Here is a 14,660-nt window from a genome sequence, read left to right as displayed (position 1 = left end):
TGTCCCCCTATTGATCACTGTCATTCCAAGAAGGGGACGGCATGGGCTCAGTCGCCCTGCGCCTCGGCCCGGCTTTTGCCCGAGACCGCTAGCGCCAGCGTCGCCCCCATCAACCCGTCGAGATCGCCGTCGAGCACGCCTTTGGTGTCCGAAGTCTCGTAATTGGTGCGCAGGTCTTTGACCATCTGGTAGGGCTGCAGAACGTAGGAGCGGATCTGGTTGCCCCAGCCCGCGTCGCCTGCATTCTCATGCGCCTCGTTCACCAGCGCCGAGCGCTTGTCCAACTCCATCTGATAGAGCCGCGATTTCAGCGCTTTCATGGCGATGTCGCGGTTCTGGTGCTGCGACTTCTCCGAAGAGGTCACGACGATGCCCGTGGGGTGGTGGGTGATCCGCACCGCCGAGTCGGTGGTGTTGACGTGCTGACCGCCCGCGCCGGAGGACCGGTAGGTATCGATGCGAATATCGGAGGGGTTCACCTCGATCTCGATATTGTCGTCGACCACCGGGTAGACCTTCACGGAGGTGAAAGAGGTGTGCCGCTTGGCCGCCGAGTCGAAGGGCGAAATGCGCACGAGACGGTGCACACCGCTCTCGGACTTCAGCCAGCCATAGGCGTTGTGGCCTTCGATCTTATAGGTCGCGGATTTGATGCCCGCCTCGTCGCCCGGGCTTTCGGCCTGAAGATCGACCTTATAGCCCTTCTTCTCGGCCCAGCGGACATACATCCGCGCCAGCATGCTGGCCCAGTCGCAGCTTTCCGTGCCGCCCGCGCCTGCGTTGATCTCTAGAAAGGTGTCGTTGCTGTCGGCCTCACCGTTCAGCAGCGCTTCGAGTTCTTTCTGCGCGGCCTTTTCGGCCAGCGCCTTTAACGCGGCTTCGGCGTCAGAGATGACCTCTTCGTCCTCTTCCATCTCGCCCAGTTCGATCAGTTCAAGGTTGTCGGCCAACTCCTGCTTAATGCCCTCATAGGTGTCGATGGCATCGACCAGCGACTGACGCTCGCGCATCAGCTTTTGCGCCGCATCGGGGTTGTCCCAAAGGTTCGGGTCTTCGACACGGGCGTTGAATTCTTCCAGCCGGTAGGGCGCGGTCTCCACATCCAGTCGCTGGGCCAGCAATTCCAGCGATTTGCTGATCTGGTCCGCGGTATTCTGTGCCTCTGCGCGCATGTGTGCCTGCCTTTGATAAGTAATGCGGCCCCGAAAACCGGAGCCGCACGAGAGATAGACCAGCCCGCCAGCGGCGGCAAGTGGGGGGCGGCAAAGCGCAACTTTGCCCCGCCCCATTCGGCCTGATTAGTAAAGACCGCCGGAGCTCAGCGTGCCAAAGCTCGCCTTAGGGCCGACGGTCGCTTTCTTGCCGGTCGATGTGGTGACCTCACGCGAGGAGGAGCCGCCCAGTTCTTCGACCAGCGGCAGGTCCGCCCCCATGGCAAAGCCGCCATCGAAAGAAATGCCAAAGAGCGGCTCTTCGCCATCGCGGAAACATTCTGACACGACATTGGCGCCGGTGGCGCTGTCGCTCAGCCGCGCGCCGGTGAAACGGTCGATCTTGATAAAGCGGCACTGCTCGGGGACTGCGAAGTCACCGCCGCCGTATTTCTTGATCGCTTGGCTCATGAAGCGCTGGAAGACAGGCGCACAAAGCCGCCCGCCGCCCGCGCCCCGGCCCATCGGGCGCGGGGTGTCGAAACCGATGTAGCAGCCCGCCACCACGTTGGACGAAAAGCCCACGAACCACGCGTCTTTCTCATCGTTGGTGGTGCCGGTCTTGCCCGCGATCGGCACCGGCAGGTTCACCGCATTGCGCGCCGTGCCGCGCTCAACCACGCCGCGCATCATGGAGGTCAACTGATAGGCGGTCACCGGGTCCATCACCCGCTCGCGGTTGGAAATGATCCGCGGCGCTTCACCGGGGGCGAGGTTGATCTGCTCACAATCGTAGCATTTGCGTTCATCATGTTTGTAAACGGTGCGGCCATAGCGGTCTTGCACCCGGTCGACCAAAGTCGGCTGCACCCGCTCACCGCCATTGGCGAACATCGCATAGGCCGAAACCATTTGATAAAGCGTGGTTTCCTGACTGCCGAGCGCGTTCGACAGCAAGGGGGCGAGGTCGTCGTAAACGCCGAAACGCTCCGCATAGCTGCCGACCACATCCATACCGACCTCTTGCGCCAGACGGATGGTCATCAGGTTGCGCGACTGTTCGATGCCGGTGCGCAGAGGCGTCGGCCCGTAAAATTTATGCGAAGCGTTCTGCGGCCGCCAAACGCCCTGCGGCGTGTTGATCTCAATGGGCGCGTCGACCACGATGGTCGCGGGGCTATAGCCGCTGTCCAGCGCGGAGGCATAGACGAAGGGCTTGAAGCTCGACCCCGGCTGGCGCTTGGCTTGTGTGGCCCGGTTGAACACGCTCGCCTGATAGGAAAAGCCGCCCTGCATCGCGATCACGCGGCCCGTGTGCACGTCCATCGCGACGAAACCGCCCTGCACCTCTGGCACCTGCCGCAATGTCCAGCGGATGAAAGATCCGTCGCTGTCCGAGGTCATGCGGCGGACCAAGACGACCTCACCCACCTCAAGCAAGTCGCCCGCCACTCGAGCCTTGCGCCCGAGAGAGCCGTCATCCAGCCGTTTGCGCGCCCATTGCACGTCTTTAGCCGGGATCCAGTGGCCGTCTTCGTCATCCTCGACGCCTTCGATCCCGATGCGGGCGTCATTGTTGCCAACTTCAAGCACCACCGCCGGATACCACTGGTTCTCCAGATCGATGTCACGCGGCACCCGAAGGTCCGCCAGCGCGGCGCGCCATTCCTCTTCGCTGTCCAATTGATCGGCGGGGATCTCAAAACGCATCCCGCGCCAGATGCCCCGCCCGCGATCATATTGCTCCAGCTGACGGCGCAGAGCGTTGGCGGCGATAGGCTGCATCTCGTTGTCGATGGTCGCGCGCACGGTCAGACCGCCGGTAAAGAATTCCCCCTCCCCGAAATCCTCGCTCAACTGGCGGCGAATTTCGTCGGTGAAGTAATCCCGCGGCGGCAGTTCGGCCTTGAAGCTTTCGAAATCACCGTTCTGGACCGAGCGCAGCGGCTGCGCCACTTCGGTTTCATAGACCGCTTCCGAGATATAGCCGTTCTCTTTCATCTCGCGCAGCACGAAGTTCCGCCGCGCCAGCAGCCGGTTCTTGCGGCGCACCGGGTGGTAATCCGACGGCGCCTTGGGCAGCGAGGCGAGGAAGGCCGCCTCATGCGGGGCCAACTCACTCAGCGTCTTGTTGAAATACGTCTGGCTCGCCGCCGCCACACCATAGGAGTTCTGGCCGAGGAAAATCTCGTTCAGATAGAGCTCGAGGATTTTCTCTTTGCTCAAGGTCTCTTCAAGGCGCGAAGCAAGGATGATCTCCTTGATTTTACGCTCGGCCCGGCGGTCGCCCGACAAAAGGAAGTTCTTCATCACCTGCTGGGTGATCGTCGAAGCCCCGCGCACGTCGCGCCCGCGCGATTTGACCGCATCCACCGCCGCCGCACCGATGCCGCGCAGGTCATAGCCCTCATGGGTGTAGAAGTTCTTGTCCTCTGCCGAGATGAAGGCCTGTTTCACCAGATCCGGGATGGTATTGGCCGGGGCGAAAAGACGGCGCTCCTTGGCGAATTCGTCGATCAAACGGCCTTGGCCCGAGTAAATACGGCTGATCGTCGGCGGCGTGTATTGCGCCAGCGATTCATGGCTGGGCAAATCCCGGCCATACATCCAGAACACCGCCCCGATGGTCAAAGCCACCATGCCGACGCTCAGGGTCAGGGTGGTAAAGATCCCCCCGAAAAAGGACAGAACAAATCGAAACACGCGCGCGGACCACCATTGGCTAGGGACAGTTCCGAGCCTATACAGGATGCGCTGGCGCGGGTCAAAACACATGGCCGCCAGCGGGGGCGAATCTTCGCCCATCGCGAAAGCAGCCACATCTTTTCATTTTACTTTCTGATCAAAGGCTTGAGCGCCGCATCCTGATCACGCCACGTCACGATCGCATCCGCCATCGCGCTCACCATCGACGCGCGCCACACCGGATCACGCAGATTGGTCAGATCGCGCTTGGAACTCAGGAACCCCACTTCGACCAAAACCGAAGGAATATCGGCGGACTTCAAGACCGAAAAACCCGCCCGCCGTAGGGGGCGGTTGTTCAACGGTCCGCCCGCCGCGCCCATGCCATCGACCAAAATCTCGGCCAGCGCGTCCGAGCGCGGCTCGGTCTCTTGGCGCGCGAGGTCCAGCAGAATGCCCGCCACCTGATCGTCCGAACCGGTCAGGTCCGCCCCCGCGATGATATCCGACCGGTCATGCCGCGCGGCCAGATGTTCGGTCGCCACATCGCTGGCATCATCGGAAAGGGTATAGACCGTCGCCCCGCTCGCCCCGCCCTGCGACAGGCTGTCGGCATGGAGCGAAATGAAAAGGTCCGCTTCGGCCTGATGGGCGATGGCGACCCGGTGCTCTAAGGCGACGAAAATATCCTCATCCCGGGTCAGCAAGACATCCACCCCCTTGCGCCGCAGCGCATCGCGCAGGTCGCGGGCGAAGTTGAGCATCAGGTCTTTCTCGTCCAACCCCTCGCGCTGCGCACCCGGATCGATGCCGCCGTGGCCGGGGTCCAGAACGACGGTGAAACTGTCTTTGTCTGCCACCGCAGGTTTCGGCGGCGCGGTGAGCGCGGTGGTCCAATCAGGGTCCACCGGCGCGCCTGCGGCCTCCGCAAAGATCGCAGGCTCGACCGTCTCCAAGGTAATCTCAAGCCGCGCCTTGCCGCTGCTTGCGTCCACCGGCATGCCAATCTCGGCAGGAACCATCGGCTCGGCCAAATCCGCCACCAGACGCGACCAACCGGGCTGGAACGCGCCAAACCGCAGTGCCGAGATACGGCCCGGTTTTTCCAACAGATCCCCCCGGGCGACATTCGACCAATCCGCCTCGCGGAAATCGACGATCAGGCGGGCGGGATCATCCAGCAGAAAAACCCGGAAAGGCACCCCCTGGCTCAGCGCCACGGTCAAATCTGTCTTGCCGAACCAGCGATCACTCACCGCGCTCTCAACCGGATCGACCCGTGCCAGCGCCGTCAACTCCTGCGCCGCTCCGGTGACCGGCCCCGCACAGGCCAACAAGACTGCCAGTCCCCTAAAGATTGCCCGCATGATCGATCACCCTGCCCGTTTTCGCCCTTCTATCACCTGCCGCGCGGCCAAACCAGCGCTCAGCGCGCCGCCATGAAGGCTTTGAGCCGGGCGATGCCCTCCTCCATATCCGCCGTGCTACGCGCATAGGAAAAGCGCAGCGTCTTATGCCCCCGCGCCGGGTCGAAATCGAGCCCGGGGGTCACGGCGACGCCAGCCTTCTCCAGAATTTCCGCCGCAAAGGCGCGACTGTCATCGGTAAAGCGCGAGACATCCGCATAGACGTAGAACGCCCCATCGGGCGGCGCGATGTCCGTAAACCCCGCCTCTTGCAACCCCGTGATCATCAGGTCGCGATTGCGCCGGTAAACCGCCAGATTGGCCTGCAATTCGTCGTCACAGTCCATCGCCGCCAGCGCCGCGATCTGGCTGGCATGGGGTGCGCAGATGAACATGTTTTGCGCGATCCGCTCGACCACGCGCACCTGATCCTCGGGCACCACCATCCAACCCACGCGCCAGCCGGTCATCGAGAAATACTTCGAGAAGGAGTTAATCACATAGCAGTCATCGGTGACCTCCAGCGCGGTCACGGCCTTCTTGTCATATTCGATGCCATGGTAAATCTCGTCCGAGATAAAGGACATGTCATTGGCCGCACAGGCACCCGTCAGCGCCGTCAAGGCGGGTCGGTCGAGCATGGTACCCGAAGGATTGGCGGGGGAGGCCACGAGCAAACCGCGCAGGTCTTGCCCCGCGAAATCCGCCGCGACGGGCTGATATCTGTTCTCCGGCGCGGCGGGCAGATCGACGGGCTGCATCCCCAAGGCGCGTAGGATCTGGCGGTAGCTGGGATAGCCCGGCGCCCCGATGCCAACCCGATCCCCGGAATCGAAGAGCGCAGTGAAGGCGAGCAAAAACCCGCCCGAGGACCCGGGGGTGATCACCACCCGCGCCGGATCAAGATCGACGTTATACCATTCGCCATACATCTGCGCGATCCGCGCGCGCAAAGCAGGCAGCCCAAGCGCCACGGTATAGCCCAAAGCCCCCTCACCCATCGCCTTGGTCAGCGCGGCCGCTGCCCCTTTCGGCGCGCCCGTGCCGGGCTGGCCAACCTCCATATGAATGATGTGACGGCCCGCCTCTTCGGCGGCGCTGGCGGCCTGCATCACGTCCATCACGATAAAGGGATCAACGGCGGACCTGGTTGAATTGCGCATGGTCTTGCTCCTACTGTCGGCATGTGCTTTCACCGCGCCTGATGCCGGGCGTCAACCCTTGGCCCCTATTTCGCAGCTCTACCGAAAGGACCGCCCATGTTCGCCCGCTTCCTCGCCCCTGCCCTTGCCGGCGCTGTCGCCTTTGCCGCCCCCGCCGGGGCCATGGATCTGACCGAGCTTACCGACGCCGAACGCGCGCAGTTCCGGGCCGAGGTCCGCGCCTATCTGATGGAAAACCCCGAAGTGATCCTGCAAGCGGTGGAGCAGATGCAAAACCGTCAGGCCCAAGCGCAGATGCAGGCGGATTTCGATCTGGTCTCCGCCAATGCCGATGAGATTTTCGACGACGGCTACTCTTGGGTCGGCGGCAACCCGGAGGGGGACATCACACTGGTCGAATTCCTCGACTACCGCTGCGGCTACTGCAAACGCGCCCATGGCGAAGTGGCCAAACTCCTGGAAACGGACGGCAACATCAAACTGATCGTCAAAGAGTTTCCGATCCTTGGTGAGCAATCGCTGCTGGCCTCGCGCTTTGCCGTGGCGACCAAACAGGTCGCGGGCGATGACGCTTACAAACAACTGAACGATGCGCTTATGGCCTTCAACGGAGCGGTCACCCTCCCCGCACTGCGCCGGTTGGGCGAAAGCTTCGATCTGGATGTCGCAGCGATCGAGGCCGAGATGGACAGCGACGCGGTCACGCAAGAGATCGCCCAAACCCGCGCGCTGGCCCAAAAGCTGCAAATCACCGGCACCCCTACCTTCGTCATGCAAGACGAAATGCTGCGCGGCTACCTGCCCTATGATCAAATGATGGCACTGGTGGAAGAAAAGCGCGGCTAAAGATGCGCGCCCTGGCAGTCTTGGCCGCGCTCGCGCTGGCCCAGCCCGCCGGGGCCGATGAACCCACCGCGCGAGATGCGTTTGAAACCGAACTCCGCGCCGCGATCCTTGCCAATGGCGATGTCATCGCCAAAGCGCTGGCCAGCCAAACGCAAATGCAGCAGCATATCCAAAACGACCTGTCCCTGCTCGAATAGCTCGCTCCTGACCTTCTGGGCGGCCACCCCATCGCGCTTTTCACCGCAGAAGACTGCGAGACCTGCGCTGCCGCCGCCAAAGAATTGACCGCAATCACAAAGCGTTACGACATCACCTTCATCTAACACGATCTCAGCCACCCCCAGCCCGCCCGCTGGGCCGCCGCCCTAGGGCTCACCGGCGCCCCCTTCTACGTGCTGCCCGAAATGATCCTCAACGGCCACATGCCGCCCATAGTCCTCGAAAAACACCTCACCCCAACCACTGATTAATAAATACCCCCCAAAAGACAAAGCGCGCAAACCTCCCGGCTCACGCGCTTCCCCCTCATCTTCATCCTTTTTAAATACCTCTGCGCAGCCTCTCAACCAACACAGCGCCAGCGGCCCAGCCCCCAACCTACTCAGCAGCCTTCACCGCCTCAGCCTCAATCTGCGCCGCACGTTCCTCGACCTGCTCGACAATATGGTCAATCATACCCTCGTTGCCGAGCTTATGGCTCTGCTTGCCCGCCAGATAGACCATGCCAGACCCGGCCCCGCCGCCGGTAAAGCCCACGTCGGTCATCAGCGCCTCACCGGGGCCGTTCACCACGCAGCCGATGATCGACAGGCTCATCGGAGTCTTGATATGCTCCAGCCGTTTCTCCAAGGTCTCGACGGTTTTGATCACATCAAACCCCTGCCGCGCGCAGGAGGGGCAAGAGATGATGTTCACCCCACGGTGCCGCAGCCCGAGGGATTTGAGGATCTCATAACCGACCTTCACCTCTTCCACCGGATCGGCGGAGAGGGAGACGCGGATGGTATCACCGATGCCACTCCACAAAAGGTTGCCCAGACCGATGGCCGATTTGATCGTGCCCGACATCAGCCCGCCCGCCTCGGTGATGCCGAGGTGGATGGGCGCGTCGGTGGCATCGGCAAGCTGTTGGTAGGCCGCCGCGGCCATGAAAACGTCCGAGGCCTTGCAGGAAATCTTGAACTCGTGGAAATCGTTGTCTTGCAGGATCTTGATGTGATCCAGCCCGCTTTCGACCATCGCATCGGGGCATGGCTCGCCGTATTTCTCCAGCAGATGCCGCTCCAACGAGCCCGCGTTCACGCCGATGCGGATTGAGCAATTGTGGTCCCGCGCGGCTTTGATGACCTCACGCACCCGCTTTTCATCGCCGATGTTGCCCGGGTTGATGCGCAGACAGGCGGCACCGGCCTCGGCGGCTTCAATCCCGCGCTTGTAGTGAAAGTGGATGTCCGCAACGATGGGCACCGACACTTCGGGCACGATCTCACGCAGGGCTTTGGAGGAGTCCTCATCCGGGACCGAGACGCGCACGATATCGGCGCCTGCGTCAGCGGCGGCTTGGACCTGTGCGATGGTGGCGGCGACATCGGTGGTCAGCGTATTCGTCATGGTCTGCACGGTGATCGGCGCGTCACCACCCACCGGCACATTACCCACCATGATCTGCCGGGACTTGCGACGCGGAATATCGCGCCAAGGGCGAATGGAATGAAGCGACATGAAGACACCTTTCGCGGGATCAGGGGCTTTGGCCCCCTACCTATTCAGCCGGGGCCTCATGTGCAATGGGAAGCGGCGGCCCGCGCGTTTAGCTGCCCTGACAGGGCATCGCCGCCAGAGCGGAGGGATCGAGCGAGCCTTCAAGGTCGGCAAACATCCGGCTGAGCGATTGCTCCGCCGTCGGATCGACCGGCTCATAAAGCTCAGCCAGAGCCTGCGCGTGGAGCGGCACGTTGGAGGTCACTGCTCCGCGCGGCCCGACGGGGCCGAAACAGCCATCCGCCATGGCGAAATAAAGCGCACCGGATTCGCCCGTCCGAAGGGAGGGCGGCTCTTCAGTGACGGGGACATCCCATGTGTCGCCCTTGTTCATCACGCCTTCGAAAATCACCGTGCCGTCAGCCGCGCGCACCCGCACCCAAGAGGGGTAAGCGGCGACCATGCGCACTTTCTCGCCCAAAGGCTCCACAACCTGCGGTTTGGGCAGGTCGGTATCGGCGTTGGCGAGCATCACCGCCTCGTCGATGGCGCTGGTGATGCTGTCATCACCCTCCGTCGCCTCGGCCATCACGGAGCCTTGCGCGGCGGTATCGGGGCGGTCCGGCGTCGGGAAGTTGCTGACAGAGCGCGGGTCGATGGAAGCAATCGGCGCGTCACGCGCCACCAGCACCGGCACGTCAAGCGCTTGTGGGCGATAAAGCCGGTCCAGCGCCTCGGCCCGGGGGCTTTCCACGCTTTGCGGCGCGGCGGAATCGTCTTCCGCGTCGGGCGCGCTGGCCAGTGCCCCGTCCAACGGGTCAAGATCGGAAAGCACGATGGGGGTCTGATCCACCGGGGCCACCTGCACGCGCTGCACCTCTTTCAGCACGGTCCAGCCGCCAAAACCAATGGCCGAGATCAGCGCGATCAGCACCAGCGAAGAGCCAACCGCACCCGGCTCAATCCGGCTGAGCAGCCCGTCGCCCGTGGGCACGAAGGGCGTGTTGGGCCGGGCGAAAAGATCGTCTTCTTTCGGGGACTTACGGCGTTCCTCAAAGCTCGGCTTTTTGACAACGGAGGCTTCGGCGGACATGCCATGGGCCACGGCGAAACCGGATTCCTTGCAGAAAGCGGCAAAGGCCTGATCGGGGTCCATATTGAGGTAGCGCGCGTAGGAGCGTACATAGCCCGCGATGAAGCCGGGCGTGTCAAATGCGCCGGGATCACAGTTTTCGATTGCGGCGATATAGGAGGCTTTGATGCGCAATTCGCGCTGCACGTCGAGCAGGGATTTACCAAGCGTGGCCCGTTCGCCGCGCATGACATCCCCCAACCGCAATTCGAATGCATCGAACCCTTTGGGTTCGACTGTTTCGTCCTCAGCGGTTCTGGAGGCCCATCGCCCGATCATCAATATGCCCTGTCCCTGTTAGCCTGTAGCTTTGATCCAAACACGCCCCAACGATTCGGATGTAGCCTTTTCTTGACAAAAGGCTACCACAAGACAACGGAAAACACGAATAGCGCTGCGTTAGCCCGCAGCTTCGGCACGATTCAGCGCACAATGCGACCAGAGCACGTCCATTCCCCGGACAAGCGCGTCCATCTCTTTGGGTCCGTGCACCGGTGAGGGCGTGAAGCGCAGCCGCTCCGTGCCGCGCGGCACGGTGGGGAAGTTGATGGGCTGAACATAGATGCCGTGATCTTCGAGCAGCATGTCCGACAGAAGCTTGGTGTGGACAGGGTTGCCCACCATGACGGGCACGATGTGGCTGCCATGGTCGATGATCGGCAGGCCCAGCCCCTTCAGCCGCAGCTTCAACGCCTTGGCCTGCTGCTGGTGTTTCTCTCGCAGCTCGGGCGCGCGTTTGAGATAGGCGACCGAAGCGGCGGCCCCGGCAGCCACGGCGGGCGGCAGCGAGGTGGTAAAGATGAACCCCGGCGCATAGGAGCGGATCGCGTCGCACATCTTGGCCGAGGCGGCGATATAGCCGCCCATCACGCCATAAGCCTTGGCCAGCGTGCCGTTGATGATGTCGAGCCGGTGCATCAACCGGTCACGCTCGGCCACCCCTGCCCCGCGCGGGCCATACATGCCAACCGCATGCACCTCGTCGATATAGGTGAGCGCGCCAAATTCATCTGCGAGATCGCAGATCTCTTCAATGGGGCCGAAATCGCCGTCCATCGAATAGATCGATTCAAAGGCGATCAGCTTGGGCGCGGCAGGGTCATCCGCTTCCATCAACTCGCGCAGATGGGCGACATCATTGTGGCGGAAGATACGCTTGGCCCCGCCATTGCGGCGCACGCCTTCGATCATGGAGGCATGGTTCAGCGCGTCGGAATAGATGATCAGCCCAGGAAAGAGCTTGGGCAGGGTCGAAAGCGTGGCGTCATTGGCGATATAGGCCGAGGTGAACAGCAGCGCCGCTTCCTTGCCATGCAGATCGGCCAGTTCGGCCTCTAGCTGCTTGTGATAGACCGTTGTGCCCGAGATGTTGCGCGTCCCGCCAGAGCCTGCGCCGGTGGCGCGCAGCGCTTCTTCCATGGCTTCGATCACCACGGGGTTCTGCCCCATGCCGAGGTAGTCGTTGCCGCACCAAACGGTGATATCCTGCTGCGACCCGTCGGGCTTGGTCCAGACCGCATGGGGGAATTGGCCATTGCGACGCTCGATGTCGATGAAGGTCCGGTAGCGTCCTTCGTCATGCAGGCGCGCAATCGCCGCGTCGAGCTTCTCGTTATAGTCCATGCGCGTCTCCATCTTTTGGCGCGAACAGGAGGGGGCCCCTCCATATTCAGCTTTTAGAATGATTACAGATCCAAAGCCGAAGCTTCAATCGCTTATCCCGCCGCCGCTGCGGGGCGAACTGTCGCAGGCGCTGCGCGTTCTACGCCCGATTTAAGATTGTTCGCTTGTATTGCCAGCCGCTTTCATGTTTCCAAAGGACCAACCCAGAAAGGGCAGTTTGTTTTGCGCGCCACTCCACATCCCCAGCAGGACCAGCGCCTGCGGACGCTTTATAATTATGAGATTCTCGACACCCCGCGCGAGGAAGAGTTCGACGAGATCGTCGAACTGGCGGCTGAGATCTGTGACGCGCCGATTTCAGTGATCAACCTGATCGACAAGGACAGACAGTGGTTCAAAGCCGAAGTGGGTCTGGGTGCGCGCGAGACGCCGCTCGAAACCTCGCTCTGCTCTCATGCGATTCTGGAAGAGCGCTTCGTTGAGATTCCCGACACTCTGAAAGACCCGCGCATGGCCGACAACCCGCTCTGCACCGCAGGCGACGGGCTGCGGTTTTACGCAGGTGCGCTGCTGATTGCGTCCAACGGGCTGCCGCTCGGCACGCTGTGCATCCTCGACACCAAACCCCGCAGGCTGACCGCGCTGCAACGCAAGGCGATCTCTGTCTTGTCGCGTCAGGTAATGAAGCAACTCGACCTGCGCCTTGCCCTGCGCAGCCAAGCCGTGCTGATGAGCGAGGCCGACCACCGGGTCAAAAACTCGCTCCAGACACTGTCGGCCATGGTTCGGCTCCACACCCGGCAATTGGATGACACGACCACGGTCAATGTGCTGAACGACATTCAGCGCCGGGTCAACGCCATGGCAACGCTACATGGTGAACTGCAATCCGGACAGGGGCGCGACGAGGTCGATGCGGGCAAATACCTCGACAAGGTCCTGGAGCTTTTGCAAGAAACCGCACCGGGGCATGTCAAAATCAGCTACCGGTCAGACCCTGTGACCCTACGGTCCAGCGCGGCCTCGTCCTTGGGGCTGATCATTAGCGAGTTTGCCGCCAATTCGATCAAACACGCCTTCCCGGATGGCGCGCCCGGCCATATCGAAATCGACCTCAGCCTGCGAGACGGTCATTTCCACCTTGAATGCAAAGACGATGGCATCGGGGCCGCGAACGAGGGCAAAGGGCGGGCCGACAGCATTGGGCAAACCTTGATGGCGGCGGCGGCGTCGCAGTTGAATGCGCAGGTCGACAGCCAGCTTACCGCCGAGGGCAGCCGCCTCTCGCTCACCTTCTGAACGCGGGCCCTGCGGCCACTGGACACGCCCTGCCCGCCTGATACCTTCGCGCCAAATTCACAAGCGCAAGGAATTATGCCCATGTCCCTCGACGATGTTCTCGCCCGGATCGACAACGATCTGCCCGCCGCCACCGACCGTCTGTTGGACCTGCTGCGCATCCCGTCAATCTCGACCGATCCGGCCTATAAGGCCGATTGCGACCGCGCCGCCGATTGGCTGGTGGCCGACCTTACATCCATGGGCGTGGAAGCCGAAAAACGCGCCACACCGGGGCACCCGATGGTCGTGGGTCATGTGGGCGAAGGTAAGCCGCATCTGCTGTTCTATGGCCATTATGACGTGCAGCCGGTCGACCCGCTGAACCTTTGGGACCGCGATCCCTTCGATCCGGCGGTTGAGGAGACGGAGAAGGGCCGCGTGATCCGGGGCCGCGGGGCCGCCGATGACAAGGGCCAGCTGATGACCATCATCGAAGCCCTGCGCGCGTGGAAAGAGGTGAAAGGCGATTGGCCCTGCCGCATCACCTTCTTCCTCGAAGGCGAAGAGGAATCCGGCTCCCCCTCCCTCGTCCCATTTATGGAGGAGAACGCGGAGGAATTGAAAGCCGATGTGGCGATGATCTGCGACACCGGGCTGTTCGAAAGCAAGACCCCCGCCATCGTCACCATGTTGCGCGGGCTTTTGGGCGAAGAGCTGACCGTCACCGCCCCGTCGAAAGACCTGCATTCAGGCATGTATGGCGGTATTTCCATGAACCCGATCCGCGCGCTGAGCAAGGTGATCGCCGCGCTGCATGACGACGAAGGCCGCATCACCATCCCCGGCTTCTATGACGGCGTGCCGGACCTGCCCGAGGATTTGGAAGCGCAGTGGCAGGGCCTCGCCTTTGACCATAGCGCCTTCCTCGGCGATGTGGGGCTCAGCAAACCGGCGGGTGAGCAAGACCGCACCCCGCTTGAGATGATCTGGTCGCGCCCGACTTGTGAGGTTAACGGCATCTGGGGCGGCTATACCGGCGATGGCTTTAAAACGGTGCTGCCTTCCGAGGCCCATGCCAAGATCAGCTTCCGCCTCGTCGGCACGCAAGACCCGCTCGCTATCCGCGAGAACTTCCGCAAGATGGTGGCTGAGATGCTGCCCGAAGACTGCACAGTCGAATTCTCAGGCCACGGCGCCAGCCAAGCCTCGGGGGTGGACATTGGCCATGCGATGTTCGAACCCGCCCGCCAAGCGCTGAGCGACGAATGGCAGGTGCCTGCGGCCTATATCGGCTGTGGTGGCTCGATTCCGATTGCCGGGCATTTTCAGAAGATTCTCGGGACCGAGCCGATGCTGATCGGTTTCGGCAAGGATGACGATCAAATCCACTCCCCGAACGAGAAATACGACATGGAGAGCTTTCACAAAGGCATCCGCTCTTGGGCGCGCATCATTGATGCGCTGACCTGAGCAGATTGGCGATCGGGCCTGCCCGGTCGCCATATATTCCATTGGCTGGACCTCAAGGGGCAGCGCTAAATAAGCCTGCGCGAACGAGGGCTTAGCGCCTGCACGTTACGAAATGGAGGGGAAAAGTGGCGCGGTTGACGGGGCTCGAACCCGCGACCCCCGGCGTGACAGGCCGGTACTCTAACCAACTGAGCTACAACCG

The 14,660-nt window shown here is 62.2% G+C and carries 11 protein-coding genes; 4 read left to right on the top strand and 7 right to left on the bottom strand.

The annotated features are described in order from the left end of the window. Positions 1-47 precede the first annotated feature (47 nt). The 4 genes from prfB to ACGYLQ_RS05190 form a co-directional block, all read right to left on the bottom strand. Positions 48-1,172, bottom strand: a complete 1,125-nt coding sequence (gene prfB, locus ACGYLQ_RS05205; RefSeq protein WP_067268656.1) for a peptide chain release factor 2 — start codon at positions 1,170-1,172, stop codon at positions 48-50. Between the two features lie 126 nt (positions 1,173-1,298). Next, positions 1,299-3,854, bottom strand: coding sequence for a penicillin-binding protein 1A (locus tag ACGYLQ_RS05200; protein WP_394440909.1), 2,556 nt, complete (start codon positions 3,852-3,854; stop codon positions 1,299-1,301). A gap of 128 nt (positions 3,855-3,982) precedes the next feature. Further along, positions 3,983-5,203, bottom strand: a complete 1,221-nt coding sequence (locus ACGYLQ_RS05195; protein WP_394440907.1) for an N-acetylmuramoyl-L-alanine amidase — start codon at positions 5,201-5,203, stop codon at positions 3,983-3,985. A 59-nt stretch (positions 5,204-5,262) separates the two neighbouring features. Continuing rightward, entirely contained in the window at positions 5,263-6,405 is a 1,143-nt protein-coding gene (locus tag ACGYLQ_RS05190) for a pyridoxal phosphate-dependent aminotransferase (RefSeq protein WP_394440905.1), read from the bottom strand. Between the two features lie 96 nt (positions 6,406-6,501). Between ACGYLQ_RS05190 and ACGYLQ_RS05185 the strand changes: the two genes are divergently transcribed. Further along, on the top strand, positions 6,502-7,251 hold the full coding sequence (locus ACGYLQ_RS05185) for a DsbA family protein (protein WP_394440903.1): 750 nt from the start codon (positions 6,502-6,504) through the stop codon (positions 7,249-7,251). Positions 7,252-7,253: 2 nt separating this feature from the next. Next, on the top strand, positions 7,254-7,448 hold the full coding sequence (locus ACGYLQ_RS05180) for a hypothetical protein (protein WP_394440902.1): 195 nt from the start codon (positions 7,254-7,256) through the stop codon (positions 7,446-7,448). A gap of 400 nt (positions 7,449-7,848) precedes the next feature. On the opposite strand, the gene ispG is transcribed toward ACGYLQ_RS05180, so the two are convergent. From ispG to hemA, 3 genes are all read right to left on the bottom strand, one after another. Further along, on the bottom strand, positions 7,849-8,973 hold the full coding sequence (gene ispG, locus ACGYLQ_RS05175; protein WP_067265051.1) for a flavodoxin-dependent (E)-4-hydroxy-3-methylbut-2-enyl-diphosphate synthase: 1,125 nt from the start codon (positions 8,971-8,973) through the stop codon (positions 7,849-7,851). Positions 8,974-9,061: 88 nt separating this feature from the next. Continuing rightward, on the bottom strand, positions 9,062-10,363 hold the full coding sequence (locus ACGYLQ_RS05170) for a helix-turn-helix domain-containing protein (protein WP_394440900.1): 1,302 nt from the start codon (positions 10,361-10,363) through the stop codon (positions 9,062-9,064). Between the two features lie 120 nt (positions 10,364-10,483). Then, positions 10,484-11,707: a 5-aminolevulinate synthase gene (gene hemA / locus ACGYLQ_RS05165; protein ID WP_067265045.1), complete on the bottom strand. Its 1,224-nt coding sequence runs from the start codon at positions 11,705-11,707 to the stop codon at positions 10,484-10,486. A 222-nt stretch (positions 11,708-11,929) separates the two neighbouring features. On the opposite strand from hemA, the gene ACGYLQ_RS05160 reads away from it, so the two are divergent. After that, on the top strand, positions 11,930-13,006 hold the full coding sequence (locus ACGYLQ_RS05160; RefSeq protein WP_394440898.1) for a sensor histidine kinase: 1,077 nt from the start codon (positions 11,930-11,932) through the stop codon (positions 13,004-13,006). Between the two features lie 81 nt (positions 13,007-13,087). Continuing rightward, positions 13,088-14,458 (top strand): M20/M25/M40 family metallo-hydrolase, encoded by a 1,371-nt coding sequence (locus ACGYLQ_RS05155; RefSeq protein ID WP_394440896.1) that lies wholly within the window; start codon positions 13,088-13,090, stop codon positions 14,456-14,458. Positions 14,459-14,660 lie beyond the last annotated feature (202 nt).

It is taken from the genome of Sulfitobacter sp. 1A12779, assembly GCF_043557315.1.
In the GTDB taxonomy this organism is placed as follows: domain Bacteria; phylum Pseudomonadota; class Alphaproteobacteria; order Rhodobacterales; family Rhodobacteraceae; genus Sulfitobacter; species Sulfitobacter faviae.
Note: the sequence above shows the minus strand (reverse complement) of the source record. Positions and strands in the feature narration are given on the sequence as shown.

Bases quoted from the DNA above. Each gene is read 5' to 3' on its own strand.
- prfB (WP_067268656.1), bottom strand. From the start codon at position 1,172: ATGCGCGCAGAGGCACAGAATACCGCGGACCAGATCAGCAAATCGCTG.
- ACGYLQ_RS05195 (WP_394440907.1), bottom strand. From the start codon at position 5,203: ATGCGGGCAATCTTTAGGGGACTGGCAGTCTTGTTGGCCTGTGCGGGG.
- ACGYLQ_RS05190 (WP_394440905.1), bottom strand. From the start codon at position 6,405: ATGCGCAATTCAACCAGGTCCGCCGTTGATCCCTTTATCGTGATGGAC.
- ACGYLQ_RS05185 (WP_394440903.1), top strand. From the start codon at position 6,502: ATGTTCGCCCGCTTCCTCGCCCCTGCCCTTGCCGGCGCTGTCGCCTTT.
- ACGYLQ_RS05180 (WP_394440902.1), top strand. From the start codon at position 7,254: ATGCGCGCCCTGGCAGTCTTGGCCGCGCTCGCGCTGGCCCAGCCCGCC.
- ispG (WP_067265051.1), bottom strand. From the start codon at position 8,973: ATGTCGCTTCATTCCATTCGCCCTTGGCGCGATATTCCGCGTCGCAAG.
- ACGYLQ_RS05170 (WP_394440900.1), bottom strand. From the start codon at position 10,363: ATGATCGGGCGATGGGCCTCCAGAACCGCTGAGGACGAAACAGTCGAA.
- hemA (WP_067265045.1), bottom strand. From the start codon at position 11,707: ATGGACTATAACGAGAAGCTCGACGCGGCGATTGCGCGCCTGCATGAC.
- ACGYLQ_RS05155 (WP_394440896.1), top strand. From the start codon at position 13,088: ATGTCCCTCGACGATGTTCTCGCCCGGATCGACAACGATCTGCCCGCC.